The organism is Pseudarthrobacter sp. MOO14, assembly GCF_058267675.1.
In genome coordinates, this window is the sequence record NZ_CM177849.1 from 2,879,532 (window position 1) to 2,896,263 (window position 16,732).

A 16,732-nucleotide genomic window follows, 5' to 3' on the forward strand; every position below is an offset into this window, starting at 1 on the left:
TGTCGCGGGCGCCGGGTAATTTCCGTCTTGCCGCGCGCACGGTACGTCGCAAGCCGGGGCGTCATTCCCGGACCACCTCCGCCGGGTCCTTGTCAACGCGCCAGCCCCGCCACCGAGGGTGCCGCAGCCTGCCCGGCCCGGTCCATTCGCTGTAGGTCACCTCTCCCACCAGTTCCGGGGCCACCCAATGGGCGTCCGCTGCGTCCAAACGGGGGACATCGTGGAACGGGGATGCCTTCCGGCCCAGCCGTTCCACGGTTTGCCGCAGTTCCGTGAGCTCGCGCATGCTGAAACCACTGCCCACCCGGCCCACGTACTGCAGCTTGTCGCCATCGGGAATCCCCACCAGCAGTGAGCCCACCGTTTCTTCCCGGCCGCCCTTCCCCGGCCGCCAACCGCCCACCACCACTTCCTGGGTTTGCTCAAGCTTGAGTTTGATCCAGGTCCGGGTCCGTTGGCCGCTGACGTACCGGCTGTCCGTCCGTTTGGCCATGATTCCTTCCAGGCCCAGCTCCCTGGCGCTGTCCAGCAGGAGCCCCACCGGTTCCTCGAGCACCATGGACAGGTCCACCGGACAGGCCGACGGCCTGAAGAACTCCTCGAGCCTCCGCCGCCGGGTGCTGAGCGGCAGGCGCCGCAGGTCTTTCCCGTCGTCGAAAAGCAGGTCGAACAGCATCAGTTGCACCGGGATGGCGGTGCGGGCTTTCGCGACGTCGGCGGCCCGGGTGAGTTTCATCCTGCCCTGCAGGAGCCCAAAGTCGGGCCTGCCGCCGGGCCCGACGGCGATGATCTCGCCATCGGCCACGAACGGCTGCTCCGGCCAGCAGGCGCGGTCCGTAAGCTCCGGGTAGGTCTTGGTCACGTCGTTGCCGTTGCGGCTCAATATCCGGATCTTTTCCCTGTCGGCCACCAGGATTGCCCGGACCCCGTCCCATTTGAGTTCAAATTGCCACGTGCTGCCGCGCAGGTCGGGTTCGGTGCCCGCCGTGGCCATCATGGGCCGGTATTCGGCAGGGTCCGGGGACGGATCCGGTGCGGTGGGCGCGGTCCGGGCAGGCTCCGGCGCAGGCGCCGTGCCACCTGCGCCGGCGTCGCCCCGTTCCGGCGACGGCTCTGCTGCTCCCGTCGGCGCGTGCCGTGGTCTCCCGCCCGCGTGTTCCGGGTCCATGAGGTGGATGAGCCACTGCTTCTCCCCGTCCTTGTCCCGGCCGCGGCCGGTGTGGATGAGCGCCAGTTTCGTGGGCCCTCCCAGGCCACCACCCTCCGATCCGGTCAGGGTGACGATGACTTCCTTGCCATTGATCCACTTGTGCAGTTCGTAGGTGCCGGTGTCCCAAATGGTCATCTCACCCGCCCCGTATTGTCCCTTGGGGATGGTCCCGTGGAAGGTGAGGTAGTCCATGGGATGGTCCTCGGTCTGGACGGCCAGGTGGTTCTTGCCGCCGGATTGGGGGACCCCCTTGGGCAACGCCCAGGACGCCATGACGCCCTCGTGCTCCAGGCGCAGGTCCCAGTGCAGCCGGCTGGCGTGGTGTTCCTGGATGACGAACGCGTTCCCGCCCGTCGGGATGCCCGCGAAAGGCTCGGGCGTTGCCTTGGGATCACGCATGGAGCGGTACGCGCCCAGGCGGGGGTCGCCGTCGTGCCCGTCCTCCGGTTCCTCCGCGCGGGCCGCAGCATTGACGACGACGGCGAACGGGTCCTTGCCGTCCCGCACCCGGCGCAGCACTTCCCGGTAGTCCAGGTGCTTCAGGCGGGGAGACCCGATTTCCCGCCACGTCCGCGGGGCTGCCACCATAGGCGTGGGCCGGCCGCGCAGCGAGTAGGGAACCACCGTGGTTTTCGCCGCGTTGTTCTGGCTCCAGTCCACCAGCACCTTGCCCCTGCGGAGCGTCTTCTTCATGTCGCTGACGGCGAGGTCAGGGTGGTCCGCCTCGAGCGCCCGGGCCAGTTCGCGGGCGAAAGCGGAGATCTGCTCGGACGTCTGGCTCCCGTCCAGCGCGGCGTAGAGATGGATGCCCTTGCTGCCGCTGGTCACCGGCACCGGTTCCAGGCCCACGTCCTCCAGGATGGACCGCGCGAGCAGTGCCACCTCGCGGCATTCCGGCAGGCCCGCGCCCTCACCCGGGTCAAGGTCCAGTACCAGCCGGTCCGGGTTCAACTGGTTGCCGTGTGCATCCACCCGCCACTGCGGCACGTGGATTTCGAGTGAGTTGATCTGCCCGAACCAGGCCAGCGTGGCGGCGTCATTGACCAGGGGGTAGTGGATGGTCCGGTCCTTGTGGGTGATCGCGGCCCGGGGCAGCCAGCCGGGGGCCGAGTCCTCCAGGTCCTTTTGGAAGAACACCTCACCGGGCTTGCCTGCCGTGCCCACGCCGTTGACCCACCGCTTGCGGGTGGCCGGCCGGTTGGCCGCGGCGGGGATCAGGACGTGGGCCACTGCGGCGTAGTAAGCCAGCACGTCAGCCTTGGTGGTGCCGGTCTCCGGATAGATGATTTTGTCCAGGTTGGTGAGCGTCAATTCGCGTCCCGCCACCCGGACACGTTCCCTAGTGCCGGCCACAGGTCTTCACCTCCGGCCCGCTCTGATGTTGACTGTATGAATGAGAGCCATCTGGAAGGGTGCCATCGCGTTCGGGCTGGTCAACGTGCCCGTGAAGGTCTACAGCGCCACTGAGGATCATGACATCAGTCTGCACCAGGTGCACAACGCCGACGGCGGAAGGATCCGCTACCAGCGCCGGTGCGAGGTCTGCGGGGAGGTGGTGGACTACTCGGACATTGAGAAGGCGTTCGAGGAGGACGGCCGGACCGTGGTGCTGTCCAAGGAGGAACTCAAGTCCATTCCGGCCGAGAACAGCCACGAGATCGAAGTGGTGCAGTTCGTGCCGTCCGAGCAGCTCGAACCCATGATGTTCGAGAAGAGCTACTACCTGGAACCGGATTCCAAGTCGCCCAAGGCGTACGTCCTGCTGCGGCGGGCCCTGGAGGACACGGACCGGGTGGCGGTGGTCCAATTCGCGCTGCGGGAGAAGACCCGGCTGGGGGCCCTGCGGATCAAGGACGACGTACTGGTGCTGCAGTCCCTCCTCTGGCCGGACGAGGTGCGGGAGGCCAGCTTCCCCTCCCTCGAAGCAGACATCCGGATTTCGGCGCAGGAACGGGACATGTCCGCGGCCCTGGTGGAGTCCATGGCAGCTGATTTCGACCCCACCTCCTTTACCGACGAGTACCAGGTGCAACTCCGCCAGCTCATTGAGGCGAAACTCGAACAGGGTGAATCGCTGGATACGGAGGAGACTTTCGGCGTCGAGTCCGGTGAGGGCGGCAAGGGCGAGGTCATCGACCTGATGGAAGCCCTGAAGCGGAGCCTGGACCGGAAGCGCGGAGGTGCCGCCTCGGGCGGAGATTCCGACGGCGGCGAGGACGCGGCGGACGGGGAACCTGCCAAGCCAGCACGCAAGGCCGCCGGCACCAAAGCGTCCGGTGCCAGGACAGCCGCTGCCAAGACAGGCACCGATGAGGCAAAGCCGGCCACCACGAGGCAGGCAGGCAAGGCCACTGCCACGAAGGCTGCCGCGAAGCCGGCGGCCAAAACCGCCGCCAAGACCTCGGGCACTAAGTCCGCCGGCACCAAGTCCACCGGCGCAGCGGATGGCAAGCCGGCCGCGAAGACCAGCACCAGGACCCGCAAGCCTGCCTGATCCTGCCCGGCCGGGACAGTTGCTGCGCCTTTACAGGGGCTGCCATCGCGTCCACAATGAGTCGCATCGCAGCCTCCGCTGTGCCAACAGCGTGCTGTCACCCATTCGGAACGGACCCGTGGGAACGGGCACGTAAAGGGGCGCGGACATGAACGACCAGGCAGCAGCGGAGGCGGACCGGCAACTCAAGGCAAAGCACCGGGCCATGTGGGCGTCGGGGGACTACCCGGCGCTCGCGGACGAACTGCTCCTGGAACTGGGTGCCGTGCTGGTGGAGGCGTGCGGCATCAAACCGCGGCAGCGTGTCCTCGACGTTGCGGCAGGGACCGGCAACGCAGCCATTCCCGCTGCCATGATGGGCGCCAAAGTAGTGGCCAGCGACCTCACCCCAGAGCTGTTCGACGCAGGCCGGAAAGAGGCGGCCAACCGGGGCGTCACCCTCGACTGGACGGAGGCTGACGCCGAAGCCCTGCCCTTTGGCGATGAGGAGTTCGACGCCGTCATGAGCTGCATCGGGGTGATGTTCGCGCCGCGCCACCAGGCCGCCGCCGATGAACTGCTCCGCGTCTGCAAACGGGGTGGCACCATCGGGCTGCTCTGCTGGACGCCGGAAGGCTTCATCGGGGAATTGTTTGCCGCCCTGGGACCGTTCGCGCCCCCACCCCCGGCGGGTGCCCAGCCCGCCACGCTGTGGGGGAGCGAGGAACACCTCCGCGAACTCCTGGGGGACAGGGCGGCCGGGATCCGCACCCGGAAGCAGAACCTGGCCGTCCGGAGCTTCCACCAGCCGGCGGACTTCGTCAGGTACTTCAAATCGCATTATGGCCCGATGATCTCCGTGTACAAATCACTGGCCGATGACCCGGACAAGGTCAAAGCCCTGGACCGGGCGCTCACGGACCTGGCGGACTCCTATGGGGACGCGCACGGCGACATCCCGTTCCAGATGGAATGGGAATACCTGGTCTTCACCGCGAGGAAGGATTGAGCATGACCGGAAACCACGTGGCAACGTCAGTCACCACCATCGATGCCCCGCCGGACCGTGTGTGGGAGGTGATCACCGACCCCGCGGCGGTGAAGGAGTTCATGTTCGGAGCCACCCTGCAGACGGACTGGAAGGTTGGCAGCCCCATCGTCTGGCAGGGCGAGTGGGAAGGGAAACCGTACCAGGACAAGGGCGAGATCCTGGCCGTGGAACCTGGACGGAAATTGGTCCACACCCACTTCAGTCCGCTCTCCGGCCAGCCTGACGAGCCCGAAAACTACCACACGCTCGAATGGACCCTGGAGGACCAGGACGGCACCACCCGGCTGTCCCTGGCCCAGGACAACAACCCCAGCGAGGAAGCCGCCGCCCACTCCCAGGCGATGTGGGACAAGCTGGTGGCGGACGTAAAGGCCATCGCCGAACGCGGCTGATCCCCGCCTCCCAACTGGGTCGCACATGTTGTCGTTTTGGGCGTACAAAAAGACAACAACTGCGAGTTGCTTGGGTGGCGTGGCGCTTAAAGCCAAGCGGCCGCCGTCGGGCACCCCTCCTTGAGGGAAGCCCGACGGCGGCCGCCGGCTGTGTGCTGCCAGGCAGCGTGGCTGCTACTCGGCGTCGTGATCCGTTTCCAGGATCTGCACCAGGCGTTCCAAGGCGTCGTCCGCACCCGCGCCCTCGGCGCGGAGGACCACCACGTCGCCGTGCGAGGCGCCCAGGCTCATGAGGGACAGGATGCTGGCGGCATCCATTGCCTCGTCTGCCGGCTCCCCTTCGCGGGCGATGGTGATCTCCAGGTCGAACTCGCCTGCCGCCTCAGCGAAGATGGCGGCGGGGCGTGCGTGCAGGCCCACTCGGCTGGCGACGGTTGCGGTGCGTTCTGGCATTGTTGCTCCTTAGTCGTTCGGCGTGCTGATGGTTCAGCGCCGGGAGGATAGGTGGGTCGGGGCCGGCTTAGACGGTTACGGGAACCGGTTCAACCGTATCAACGGTCTTCTTGACTGCCCAGCGTTTGAGGGCGATCACGGACAGGGCCGTAACTACCGTACCGACCACGATCGAGACGACGAACATCAGGAAGTTGTCGATGGCGAAGAAGACGAAGATGCCGCCGTGCGGCGCCTTGGATCCGACGCCCGCCGCCATCGAGATGGCGCCGGTCACCGCGCCGCCCAGCATGCTGGCGGGGATGACGCGCAGGGGGTCTGCAGCGGCGAACGGGATGGCGCCTTCGGAGATGAAGGACGCCCCCAGCAGCCAGGCGGCCTTGCCGTTTTCCTGCTCCGCGAGGCTGAACAGCTTCTTGTTCAGGACGGTGGAGGCCAACGCCATGGCCAGCGGGGGAACCATGCCGGAGGCCATGACCGCGGCCATGATCTGCCAGGGTGCCTGGTTGTCGATGGTTGCTGCCCCCAGGCCGGCGACGGCGAAGGAGTAGGCAACCTTGTTGACGGGACCGCCGAGGTCGAAGCACATCATCAGGCCCAGGATCACGCCGAGCGCGATGGCGCCGGCACCGGTCAGGCCGGACAGCCAGGCATTCAGGCCCTTGGTGATGGCCACGATCGGGCCGCCCAGGATCAGGAACATCAGGCCGGAGGCCACCAGCGATGCAAGCAGCGGGATGATCACCACGGGCATCAGGCCACGCAGCCAGCGGGCTACCTGCAGGCGGCCCACCACGTGGGCGATGTAACCGGCGAGCAGGCCGCCGACGATGCCGCCGAGGAAGCCGGCTCCCATGAATCCGGCCACGGCACCGGCGACGAAGCCGGGGGCGATGCCCGGACGGTCGGCGATCGCGTAGGCGATGTAGCCGGCCAGCGCCGGGACCAGGAAGCCCAGCGAGAGCGCGCCGATCTTGAAGAGCACCGCACCCAGGTAGGCGCCCAGCGGACCCCACGCGTTGTCAGGGAACTCGGTGGGCAGGTTGAACAGGCTGTTCTGGACAACGATGTTGTCCGCGTACTTGGTGATCAGGTAGCCGCCCATGAGGAAGCCGAGGGCGATCAGGAGGCCGCCACCTGCCACGAACGGAATCATGTAGCTGACACCGGTGAGCAGGGCCTTCTTCAGCTTCTGCCCGATGTGCTCGCCCTTCTCCTCAGCCTCGTGCTCGGCCTGCTCCTCGGCACCGAAGTGCGGGACGCGGCGGGCGTGGGGGTTGTCGGCTGCGGCGAGTGCTTCCTGGACCATCTTGTCCGGCTCGTCGATGCCGCGCTTCACGGGGGCGTTGATCACGGGCTTGCCGGCAAAGCGCTCCTTGCCGCGCACGTCCACGTCCACCGCGAAGATGACGGCGTCCGCGGCGGCGATGACGGCGGGGTCCAGTGCCTTGGCACCGGACGAGCCTTGGGTTTCCACCTGGAGGTCCACGCCCATTTCCCGGGCGGCTGCCACGAGGGAATCGGCCGCCATGTAGGTGTGTGCGATCCCGGTGGGGCAGGCCGTGACGGCTACCAGGCGCTTGGGGCCGCGTCCGCCGGACCCGGCCGCACCGGCGGCCGGGGCACCGGCGGCGGAGCCGGCGGCACCTGCGCCAACGCTGGCACCAACCGGTACCGCGTCCGCGGGGGCGGTGGCAGCGTGCGCGGCGGGCTTGTCCGCCAAGGCCCCTTCAACGAGTTCCACGATCTCGGCCTCGGAGGAGGCGTTGCGCAGCGCTGCGGTGAAGTCCTTCTTGATCAGGGAGCGGGCCAGTTTGGAGAGCAGCTTCAGGTGTTCCTGGTCCGCGCCGTCCGGGGCGGCGATGAAGAAGACCAGGTCCGCCGGGCCGTCCTTGGCGCCGAAGTCCACCTTGGGGTTCAGGCGGGCCATGGCCAGGGTGGGTACCGTGACGGCGGCCGAGCGGCAGTGCGGGATGGCGATGCCGCCGGGGATGCCGGTGGCGGTCTTCTGCTCGCGGGCAAAGGCGTCGGCGAAGAGGCCCTCGACTTCTGAGGCACGTCCGGTGGCAGCTACCTTGCTTGCCAGATGCCGGATCACCGCTTCGGGCGCGTTACCCAGGTTCTGGTCGAGCTCGACCAGTTCCGTGGTGATGAGCTGAGTCACTGTCAATCCTTTCGAAGGGCCGTGATGGTTACGGCATCCGGGGTTGTTTGGTGTACTGCCGGAACAGTGGAACCCGGCAGGGAGGCGGCGGCGGCACCGTGGGCCACCGCCTGACGAAGGCAGTCGGCCGGGGCGGATCCCCGGCCGTGGGCGAGCAGGTAGCCGGCCAGCGCGGAGTCGCCCGCACCCACCGTGCTCACTGCGGCGACCGGCGGGTGCGTGGCCAGCCACGCGCCGTCGGCCGTTACAAGGACAGCTCCCTTGGAACCGAGAGTTGCCAGCACAGCACCCACACCGGAACGAACGACGGCGGCCGCGGCGGCTGCGGCTGCAGCCGGGTCCGCTTCCAGCTCGTCTCCGGTGGCCGGGGCAAAACCGGCGGCTGCGGCCAGCTCAGCCAGTTCTTCGGCGTTGGGTTTGAGGAGGTCCGGTTTCCCGGAACCTGGGGTTGTTGCGCCGCTGCCCGTACCGTCGTCGGAGCTTCCGGCGTCGGTCAGGGAGGCGGCCAGGGGCGCCCCGGAGGAGTCGACGGCGATCAGCGGCGCTGTGCCATTGCCCGCCTCCCGGATCCGCCGGGCCACCATGGCGTAGAAGTTGTCCGGGAACCCGGGTGGCAGCGAGCCGGCCAGGACCACCCAGCTGGCGCCGCGTGAGCTTTCCAGCAGCAACTTGATGAGCGCTTCCTGCTGGTCTGCGGCCAGGACCGGCCCGGGTTCGTTGATCTTCGTGGTGACGCCGCCGGGTTCGGTGAGCGCCACATTGGTCCGCAGCGGCTCGTCGATGGGCAGGGAGACGAAAGGCACCCCCTGCTCGCGCAGTCCGGCCAGGACGGGATCGCCGTCCGCTCCGGGCAGGACCGCCAGGGAATCGAGGCCGGACGCCACCAGGGCGCGGGAGACGTTGACTCCTTTGCCGCCGGACTCCTGGCGGACGGAGACGGCACGCTGCACCTCACCGCGGGCCAGCGGGCCGGGCAGGGCAACGGTCCGGTCAAGGCTGGGGTTGGCCGTGAAGGTGACGATCATGCGATCACCACGTCGACGCCGGCGTCTTCCAGGGCGGCCGCGAGTTCGGGCCCGGGTTCACTGTCTGTGATCAAGGTGTCCAGGTCTTTCAGGGAGGCGAACTGGACCAGGGTTTCCGTGTCCAGCTTGGAGGAGTCGGCCAACACCACAATGCGGCGTGCCGACTGGACGAAGGCTGCCTTGACGGCCGCTTCTTCAGGATCGGGAGTGCTGACGCCGAAGGTGGCGTGGATGCCGTTGGTGCCGATGAACGCTATGTCCGGGCGGATGCGGGCGGCGGCGTCCACCGTCGCCTGCCCCACGGCCACCTGGGTAATGCCGCGGACGCGCCCGCCCAGGATCTGCAGGGCTACGCCGGGAACGTTGGAGAGCTTGCTGGCGATAGGGACGGCGTGGGTAATGACCACCAGTTCGTGGTGCGGCCCGGTTCCGTCGGTCGGTTCGATGGCGGTACGGCGCGCCAGCAGGTCCGCCAGGACCTCGGTGGTGGTGCCGCCGTCCATGAGGACGCTGGCCGGCGAGTTCCGTGGAATGAGCGCGAGTGCGGCCTCCGCGATGCGGATCTTCTGGTCCGGCCGCTGGATGGCACGCTCGGTGACGCTTTCTTCGGTGGTGCTGAAGCGGTCGGCAGCCACGGCGCCGCCGTGGACCCGGCGGACGGTGCCCGCGTTCTCCAGGGCGGCAAGGTCCCTGCGCACGGTTTCGGTGGTGATGCGGAAGCGCTCTGCCAGCAGGGTCACGCTGACCCGGCCGTTGCCGGCGACAAGCTCGGCAATCTTTTGCTGGCGCTCTTCGGCGAACACGTACCCTCCGTTGCGTAGGTTCCTGCGTGACTGGCATCACATTGATGTTGAGTTACTTGACTTTATCTTTGCTTATGTTGGTTTGTCAATGGAAACCCACACGAAACAAAATCGGTTTGGGGAGGGACCCCTGTGGACGCAGGAAAGCCGGGCCGGACCTGGGATGGTCCAGCCCGGCTCTCCGGGTTCATGGCTTACTCCGGACTCTCGTTCCGGGATTCGCTGTGGCTAGATGCCGCCGTCGCGGGTTTCGTGCCGGGTGATGCGCTCGCCAGTGTTGGGATCGATGACCGAACGGGACTCGCTGACGCGGCGGCTCCGGCCGGGGGAGGCCAGGATCAGCGAGGCGATCAACCCAATCACGCCCACGGCGATCAGGATGTAGCCCACCAGCTGCTGGTCCACGAACGGGATCAGCCCTGGAGCCACGGCCCAGGCAAGGATGGCGCCGAGGGCGATGAGGAAGATAGACGAGCCAATTCTCATGACGTGCTCCTTATAGCCGCGTCCTGCGCGGCGCTGGTAGGGCATTGCGGTGATGGTGGTGCGTATGGTGCCACTGCTAAGCATGCTGTCTGTCAGGCGACACGCTACCTCCCGGCGATTCCGGATTCAATCACCGCGCCGGGGCGGCGTGCACGCCTCGCTAGGCTGGTCCGGTGGAAACAGTTGTGTGGTCCAAGCCGGAAGAGTTGCGCGCCGGCACCCCCTTGCTGGTGATGATGCACGGCTACGGCACGGACGAGTCCCGGATGGTGCGCCTCTTCGAGTACCTGCCCCAGGAGTTCACGTTCGCCGCGCTGCGTGCTCCCATGCCCATCGGGGACCACTGGGGATGGTTCCTGCTGGACTACTTCCTGGCCAACGACTTTGCGGACGTTATCTCCGCGGCCACCTCCGTGCGGGCCTGGATCGGATCGGTCAAGGACCAGCACAGCAGCGTCACCCTGATGGGGTACTCCCAGGGGATGGCGATGGCAAGCACGCTCATGCGGCTGCACCCCGATGACTACAAGGCCGTGGTGGGGCTGTCCGGCTTCGTGCTCAACAACGAACTCCTGTCCACGATGGACTCCTTCGACACCAAACCGCCGTTCTTCTGGGGGCGGGACAAGGCGGACCTGGTGATCAATGAGGACGCCACTGCCTACACCGCCGAGTGGCTGGCTGCCAACACATTGCTGACGGCCCGGACCTACCCGGGCATGGGGCACGCCATGTCCAAAGCCGAGATGGTGGACATCAGCGCATTCCTGGGCCACTACGTGCTGCGCTGAACTCCGCCCGGTGCTGCCGGGCCGGGAAAAAACAGTTGCCAGTCAAATTTGCAAGCGCTTACACTCGTCTGTGGCCATGATCGGTCCTGCAGTGGGCGGACACGGAGATGCTGCTGTGCGCGTGCGCACGGGAGCCTCCTGTGGCCGCACCGGCGGGGCCGGCTGTCCGCAGACTGAAAGGACACCGCACCGCTGATGACACACCTCACGTCACCCGGGACTACCGACTGGACCGGCGCCGCCGCAATCCTGTTCGACCTCGACGGAGTACTGACGCCCACAGCCACAGTGCATGAGCGCGCGTGGCAGGAACTCTTCGACGGCTACCTGGCCTCGCATCCGGACGTTCCCGGGTACCGCGAAAGCGACTACTTCGACCATATTGACGGCAAACCCCGCTTCGACGGGGTGCGGGACTTCCTTTCGTCCCGCGGTATCACCCTGCCCGAAGGCCCGCTCGACGACGACCCCGCCCACGAAACGGTCCAGGGCCTGGGCAACCGGAAGAACGGGATCTTCAACGACATCGTCAGCGCCGGCGTCGAACCTTTCGACGGCTCGGTGCGGTTCCTCGAAGCGGTGCTGGCGCAGGGACTCAAAGTCGCCGTCGTCTCGTCCTCCCGGAACGCGCCCGCCGTCCTGCAGGCGGCCGGGCTCAGCCACCACTTCCCGGTCGTGGTGGACGGGGTGGTTGCCGCGGAACAGGGCCTGCCCGGCAAGCCGAGCCCTGCCACCTACGAATACGCCGCGAAACTGCTGGACCTCTCCAGCGCCGAGTGCGTGGTGGTTGAAGACGCCGTGTCCGGGGTGCAGGCCGGACGGGCCGGGTCGTTCCACTCCGTCATTGGGGTGGACCGGGGCGCCGGCCGGCAGACGCTCCTGGACGCCGGTGCCACCTTGGTGGTCAATGACCTTCAGGAACTCATCCCCTAAGCCGGTGATGCCCGTTCCCCCGGGCTACCGGTGCCGCTACCCCCCAAGTGGCACCCATCCGAGCAGCGCATTCTCCCCGAATACCTCGTGCCCGCCCCCCGGCGGCACCCAGCAAGGCCAAAAGGATCCCCACCATGGCAGTCATTACCGCGGACCGCGAACGGTTCCCCGACACCCCCTGGCAACTCGTCGAAACCCGCCACGAGGCTGGTGGCGCAGGCACCCTCGAAACACTCTTTGCCCTGGGAAACGGGCACCTGGGTATCCGCGGCGCCCACTGGGCGGCGGCGGATGGCGGCCTGCCCGGCAGCTTCATCAACGGGCTGCATGAAATTTGGGACATCAAGCACGCGGAAAACGCCTTTGGCTTTGCCCGGACCGGGCAACGCATCATCTACGTTCCGGATGCCAACAACTTCGCGGTGGTGGTGGACGGCGAAAGCCTCAGCCTCGCCGAGTCCGAGGTCCTGGAATACCGGCGCGCCGTGGACTTTTCCACCGGAATCTACGAATGCCGCATCACCTGGCAGTGCCGGTCCGGGGCCGCCGTGACCACCACTGAACGGCGCGCCGTCGGCTTCGAGTCCCGCGGCTGCCTCGGCATCTCGCTGGAAGTGGCCACGGACCGGCTGGTTTCGCTGGACGTCACCTCCCAGGTGATCAACCGCCAGGACCAGCCGGTGGAGGACCACTCCGTGCACGATCCGCGCCGGTCCGGCCGCCACGCCGGACGGGTACTGCTGCCCGTAAACCTTGACGGCGGCGACGGTTCGCTGCGCCTCTCGTGGGAGGCCGCAGAATCAAAGCAACGGGTGGGCCTGGCCGTGGACCACTGGACCTCTGCGGGGCACCAGCCTTTCGAAACCCTGGTGGACCAGGATGACAGCAGCGTCCGGTATGTCCTGGCAGTGGAGCCGGACGAACCCTTCCGGCTGGAAAAGAGCGTCAGCTACGCCGCCGGCCGCCGCGTCCAGGACCCGAACGTCGATGCAGCCGCGGTGGCCGAGGAAGCCCTTCGCCCGGTGAACGAAATCTTCGCCGAGAGCATGGCCCACTACCGCGGCTACTGGGCCACGTCCGACATTGTGGTGGGCGGCGGCAGCCCGGGGCTTCAGCAGGCCATCCGGTGGAACCTCTTCCAGCTGGCCCAGGCGACGGCCCGCGCCGATGTTGCCGGCATTCCCGCCAAGGGAGTAACCGGCTCCGGCTACGAGGGGCACTACTTCTGGGACCAGGAGGTATACCTGCTGCCCTACCTCACCTACACCAACCCCGACGGCGCGCGGCAGGTCCTGGAGTTCCGCCACGGCATGCTGCCAGAGGCCAAGATCCGCGCCAAGGAACTGAGCGTTGACGGTGCACTCTTCCCGTGGCGCACCATCAACGGACTCGAAGCAAGTGCCTATTACGCTGCCGGAACGGCCCAGTTCCACATCGCGGCCGCGATCGCCTTCGCCACCAACAGGTACCTCTGGGCCACCGGCGATGCCGCCTTCCGGGACGGAATGGGTGCCCAACTGCTCATCGAGACGGCCCGGATGTGGATCTCCCTGGGCTTCTTCGGCAAGGACGGCCTTTTCCACATCCATGGCGTCACCGGCCCCGACGAATACACGGCCGTGGTGAATGACAACCTCTATACGAACGTGATGGCCCGCTTCAACCTGCGGGTCGCCGCGGCGCTGGACCACCCCGGGATCGACGACGCCGAGCGGGAGCTCTGGGAGCAGGCCGCCAACCGGATGCAGCTGCCCTTCGATGAGGACCTGCAGGTGCACTCCCAGGACAACGACTTCATGACCCTGGAAGCCTGGGACTGGACCACCCCGCGGTCCAAGTACCCCCTGCTGCTGCACTTCCACCCGCTGGTGATCTACCGCCACCAGGTCCTCAAGCAGGCGGACACGGTCCTGGCCATGTTCCTCCAGTGGCAGGACTTCACGGCACGGGAGAAGCAGCGGGCCTTCGACTTCTACGATCCCATCACAACCGGCGACTCCACCCTGTCCGCCTGCGTGCAGGGGATCATGGCGGCCGAGGTGGGGTATTCAAAGGAAGCCCTGGACCACTTCACCAGTGCCGCGTTCATCGACCTGGACGACACCCACGGCAATACGATCGACGGCGTCCACATCGCCTCCACCGGCGGCGTGTGGTCCTCCCTGGTGTGCGGCTTCGCAGGCTTGCGGGACCAAGGGCCGGTCCCGTTCTTCGATCCGCGCCTGCCCGCGGAGTGGGATTCGCTGGCCTTCCACCTGAAGGTCAGAGGCCGGCTGTTGCTGGTCCAGCTCGCGTCCGGTTCCATCACTCTCACCGTGCAGGAAGGTGAACCCCTGGAAATTGACGTCCGGGGCCAGCGGGTCCTCGCAGCGGCGCAGGGCGTGCAGGTCCCGCTGGAGCCGGTGGCCATTCCTGAACCGACGGTCTTCCCCAGCGGCCTTCCGACGGCGAGCATCCCGGTGGTCCGCGGCCACAGCTAGGCCCCTGCCGGGCACCCGGGTGGGTCCGACGGCGGGAGGAGACGGTGGTGCGCCCGCCGCCCTAGTCTCCTGCCGTCGTCGCCCGTTCCACCTGGAGTGCCGCGTCCAGCGGATGCGCGCGTTCATCGCGGGACATGTTGGCGGCTGCCATGGCCACCACCGCCACGACGGGGCACACGCCGCCGGCCACGAGGAAGATCAGCCAGATGGGCAGTACCTCCGCCGCCGGTCCTGCCAGCGCCATGGAGACCGGCATCAGGGCCAGCGACACAAAAAAGTCCAGGCTGGAAATCCTTCCCAGCAGGTGCGGCGGCACGCGTCTCTGGAGCAGGGTGCCCCAGATGACCATGCCGACGCTGCCGGTGGCACCGAACACGAAGAGGGCCGCCCCGACCGCCCAGAAGTTGTCCATCACGCCGATCGCGGCCAGGGGGAGGCTGCCGGCACCCCAGGACACCATCATGACCGTGAGGTACCGCCGCGGCAGCCGGAAGGACGCGGTGAGCAGCGAGCCCAGGGCAGCGCCGACGCCCATGATGGCGAGCAGGAACCCGAACGCGCTTGAATCCCCGCCGAGCTGGTCGCGGACCACAAACGGGAGCAGCACCTCGATGGGGCCGATCAGGAACAGCACCGAGATGCAGGCCCACAGGAGTGTCCACAGGAGCCAAGGGGTGCGCACGGTGTAGCTGACGCCCTCACGCAAGTCCCGGATGAAGGATTGCCGACGGCGTTCCGCGCCTTCCGCCGCTTCCCCGCCTTCGCCGCGGGTGTCCGGGCGTTCCTGGGGGCGCAGGAAGTTCAGGATGACGAAAGCCGCGAAGTGGCAACCGGCAACCGCGGTTACTGCGTGCGACGGCGAGAGCGCTGCCACCAGGACGCCTGCCGCCGCGGGCCCGGCCGCCTGTTGCAAAACCGGCCGCATGGACCCTTCCATGCCGTTGGCCGCCAGCAGGTCTTCCGGTGGCAGGATGCGCGGCAGGATGGCCGAGTACGCCGGGAAGAAGAACGCCGCACCCACCCCCAGCACGAACGCGCCCACCGCCACGTGCCACAATTCCAGCCAACCGGCGATCGCCAGCCCGCTGATGGCGGCGATCACGGCAAGGTTGGCGCCTTCCACGGCGATGATGAGGCGGCGCTGGGGGACCCGGTCGGCCGCGATCCCGCCGGCCAGGACGAAGGCCACCAGGCCAACGCTGCCCGCCGCTGCCACCAGGGAGAGGTCCAATGGGCCGCCACCCAGGTGGATCACCTGGTAGACCATGGCCACGGCCCACATCCCGGACCCGAAAATCGAGATGGCCAGGGCCGCAATCAGCACACGGTACTCGCGATGGGCAAACGGCCGCAAAGCTTTGGGCGTGGGCATAGGCCAAGTTTAGGGGCCTTCCGGCCGGCACGACCACCCTGGGCGGCCCGGCCGGAACCCCGTTCCGGATTATCCGGCCAGGAGGGTGCTGGCTTCCTGGCGGGTGGTGCCGGAGTCTTGGATGCCGTCGGCGATGTGGGCGAGTTCGGCGGGGATGTCGCGGCCTTTTTTGCGCATGGCGGTGGCCCAGAGGCGGCCGGCGCGGTAGGAGGAGCGGACCAGGGGGCCGGACATGACGCCGAGGAAGCCGATGTCCTGGGCTTCGTGCTGGAGGTCGACGAATTCCTGGGGTTTGACCCAGCGGTCCACGGGGAGGTGGCGTTCTGAGGGGCGGAGGTATTGGGTGATGGTGATCAGGTCGCAGCCGGCCTCGTGCAGGTCGCGGAGGGCTTCGGAGATTTCCTCGCGGGTTTCTCCCATGCCCAGGATGAGGTTGGATTTGGTGACCATGCCCAGGTTGCGGCCCTGGGTGATGACGTCCAGGGAGCGGTCGTAGCGGAACGCGGGCCGGATGCGTTTGAAGATCCGGGGCACGGTTTCGACGTTGTGGGCGAAGACTTCGGGGGCGGAGTCGCAGATCGCTTTGATGTGGTCGGGGTTGCCGGAGAAGTCGGGGATGAGCAGTTCCACGCCGGTGCCGGGGTTCAGTTCGTGGATCTTGCGGACGGTTTCGGCGTAGAGCCAGACGCCTTCGTCTTCGAGGTCGTCGCGGGCCACCCCGGTGACGGTGGCGTAGCGCAGTTGCATGGACTGGACGGAGCGGGCCACCTTGGTGGGTTCGAACATGTCCACGGGGGAGGGTTTGCCGGTGTCGATCTGGCAGAAGTCGCAGCGGCGGGTGCATTCGGACCCGCCGATCAGGAAGGTCGCTTCCTTGTCTTCCCAGCATTCGAAGATGTTCGGGCAGCCGGCCTCTTCACAGACGGTGTGCAGGCCTTCCTTTTTGACCAGGTTCTTCAGCCCGACGAACTCCGGGCCCATCTGGACCTTGGCTTTGATCCATTCCGGCTTCCGCTCCACCGGAACGGCAGCATTGCGCTGCTCGATCCGCAGCATCTTCCGGCCTTCAGGTGCCAATGTCATCGTTGTTCCTTTGTTT

Annotated in this window: 14 protein-coding genes; 6 read left to right on the top strand and 8 right to left on the bottom strand. The window is 67.3% G+C overall.

The annotated features are described in order from the left end of the window. Positions 1–61: 61 nt before the first annotated feature. On the bottom strand, positions 62–2,563 hold the full coding sequence (locus tag AC4EEV_RS13480; RefSeq protein ID WP_491329190.1) for an ATP-dependent DNA ligase: 2,502 nt from the start codon (positions 2,561–2,563) through the stop codon (positions 62–64). 40 nt (positions 2,564–2,603) lie between these two features. Here AC4EEV_RS13480 and ku point away from each other — a divergent pair, with 40 nt between their 5' ends. The 3 genes from ku (at position 2,604) to AC4EEV_RS13495 (ending at position 5,126) form a co-directional block, all read left to right on the top strand. Further along, entirely contained in the window at positions 2,604–3,704 is a 1,101-nt protein-coding gene (gene ku, locus AC4EEV_RS13485) for a non-homologous end joining protein Ku (RefSeq protein WP_018763719.1), read from the top strand. Between the two features lie 148 nt (positions 3,705–3,852). Next, on the top strand, positions 3,853–4,692 hold the full coding sequence (locus tag AC4EEV_RS13490) for a class I SAM-dependent methyltransferase (protein WP_285318582.1): 840 nt from the start codon (positions 3,853–3,855) through the stop codon (positions 4,690–4,692). A gap of 2 nt (positions 4,693–4,694) precedes the next feature. Further along, positions 4,695–5,126, top strand: coding sequence for an SRPBCC domain-containing protein (locus tag AC4EEV_RS13495; RefSeq protein WP_491329191.1), 432 nt, complete (start codon positions 4,695–4,697; stop codon positions 5,124–5,126). A 174-nt stretch (positions 5,127–5,300) separates the two neighbouring features. Here AC4EEV_RS13495 and AC4EEV_RS13500 read toward each other — a convergent pair whose 3' ends face one another. From AC4EEV_RS13500 to AC4EEV_RS13520, 5 genes are all read right to left on the bottom strand, one after another. Further along, complete coding sequence (locus AC4EEV_RS13500) at positions 5,301–5,579, bottom strand: HPr family phosphocarrier protein (RefSeq protein WP_018763716.1); 279 nt, start codon at positions 5,577–5,579, stop codon at positions 5,301–5,303. A 67-nt stretch (positions 5,580–5,646) separates the two neighbouring features. Further along, a complete protein-coding gene (locus AC4EEV_RS13505; protein WP_018763715.1) occupies positions 5,647–7,743 on the bottom strand; it encodes a PTS fructose transporter subunit IIABC in 2,097 nt (698 codons plus the stop codon). A gap of 2 nt (positions 7,744–7,745) precedes the next feature. After that, positions 7,746–8,768 (bottom strand): 1-phosphofructokinase family hexose kinase, encoded by a 1,023-nt coding sequence (locus AC4EEV_RS13510; RefSeq protein ID WP_491329192.1) that lies wholly within the window; start codon positions 8,766–8,768, stop codon positions 7,746–7,748. Further along, positions 8,765–9,571, bottom strand: coding sequence for a DeoR/GlpR family DNA-binding transcription regulator (locus tag AC4EEV_RS13515; protein ID WP_018763713.1), 807 nt, complete (start codon positions 9,569–9,571; stop codon positions 8,765–8,767). The genes AC4EEV_RS13510 and AC4EEV_RS13515 overlap by 4 nt, the downstream gene beginning before the upstream one ends. Before the next feature lie 228 nt (positions 9,572–9,799). Next, positions 9,800–10,057, bottom strand: a complete 258-nt coding sequence (locus tag AC4EEV_RS13520; protein ID WP_018763712.1) for a DUF6458 family protein — start codon at positions 10,055–10,057, stop codon at positions 9,800–9,802. 173 nt (positions 10,058–10,230) lie between these two features. On the opposite strand from AC4EEV_RS13520, the gene AC4EEV_RS13525 reads away from it, so the two are divergent. The 3 genes from AC4EEV_RS13525 to AC4EEV_RS13535 all read left to right on the top strand — a co-directional run bounded on the left by AC4EEV_RS13525 (position 10,231) and on the right by AC4EEV_RS13535 (position 14,261). Beyond that, the gene (locus tag AC4EEV_RS13525; RefSeq protein WP_491329193.1) at positions 10,231–10,848 is read left to right on the top strand and encodes an alpha/beta hydrolase; all 618 of its coding nucleotides are present in this window, start codon (positions 10,231–10,233) and stop codon (positions 10,846–10,848) included. 195 nt (positions 10,849–11,043) lie between these two features. Beyond that, positions 11,044–11,781: an HAD family hydrolase gene (locus tag AC4EEV_RS13530; protein ID WP_133831191.1), complete on the top strand. Its 738-nt coding sequence runs from the start codon at positions 11,044–11,046 to the stop codon at positions 11,779–11,781. Positions 11,782–11,915: 134 nt separating this feature from the next. Continuing rightward, positions 11,916–14,261 carry a glycoside hydrolase family 65 protein gene (locus AC4EEV_RS13535; RefSeq protein WP_018763709.1) on the top strand — a complete coding sequence of 782 codons (2,346 nt, stop codon included), beginning with the start codon at positions 11,916–11,918 and terminating at the stop codon, positions 14,259–14,261. Positions 14,262–14,322: 61 nt separating this feature from the next. Here the strand turns inward: AC4EEV_RS13535 and AC4EEV_RS13540 are convergent, their stop codons facing one another. Then, positions 14,323–15,633, bottom strand: a complete 1,311-nt coding sequence (locus AC4EEV_RS13540; RefSeq protein ID WP_018763708.1) for an MFS transporter — start codon at positions 15,631–15,633, stop codon at positions 14,323–14,325. Positions 15,634–15,702: 69 nt separating this feature from the next. Beyond that, entirely contained in the window at positions 15,703–16,716 is a 1,014-nt protein-coding gene (gene lipA, locus AC4EEV_RS13545; protein ID WP_461840003.1) for a lipoyl synthase, read from the bottom strand. Between the last annotated feature and the right edge of the window lie 16 nt (positions 16,717–16,732).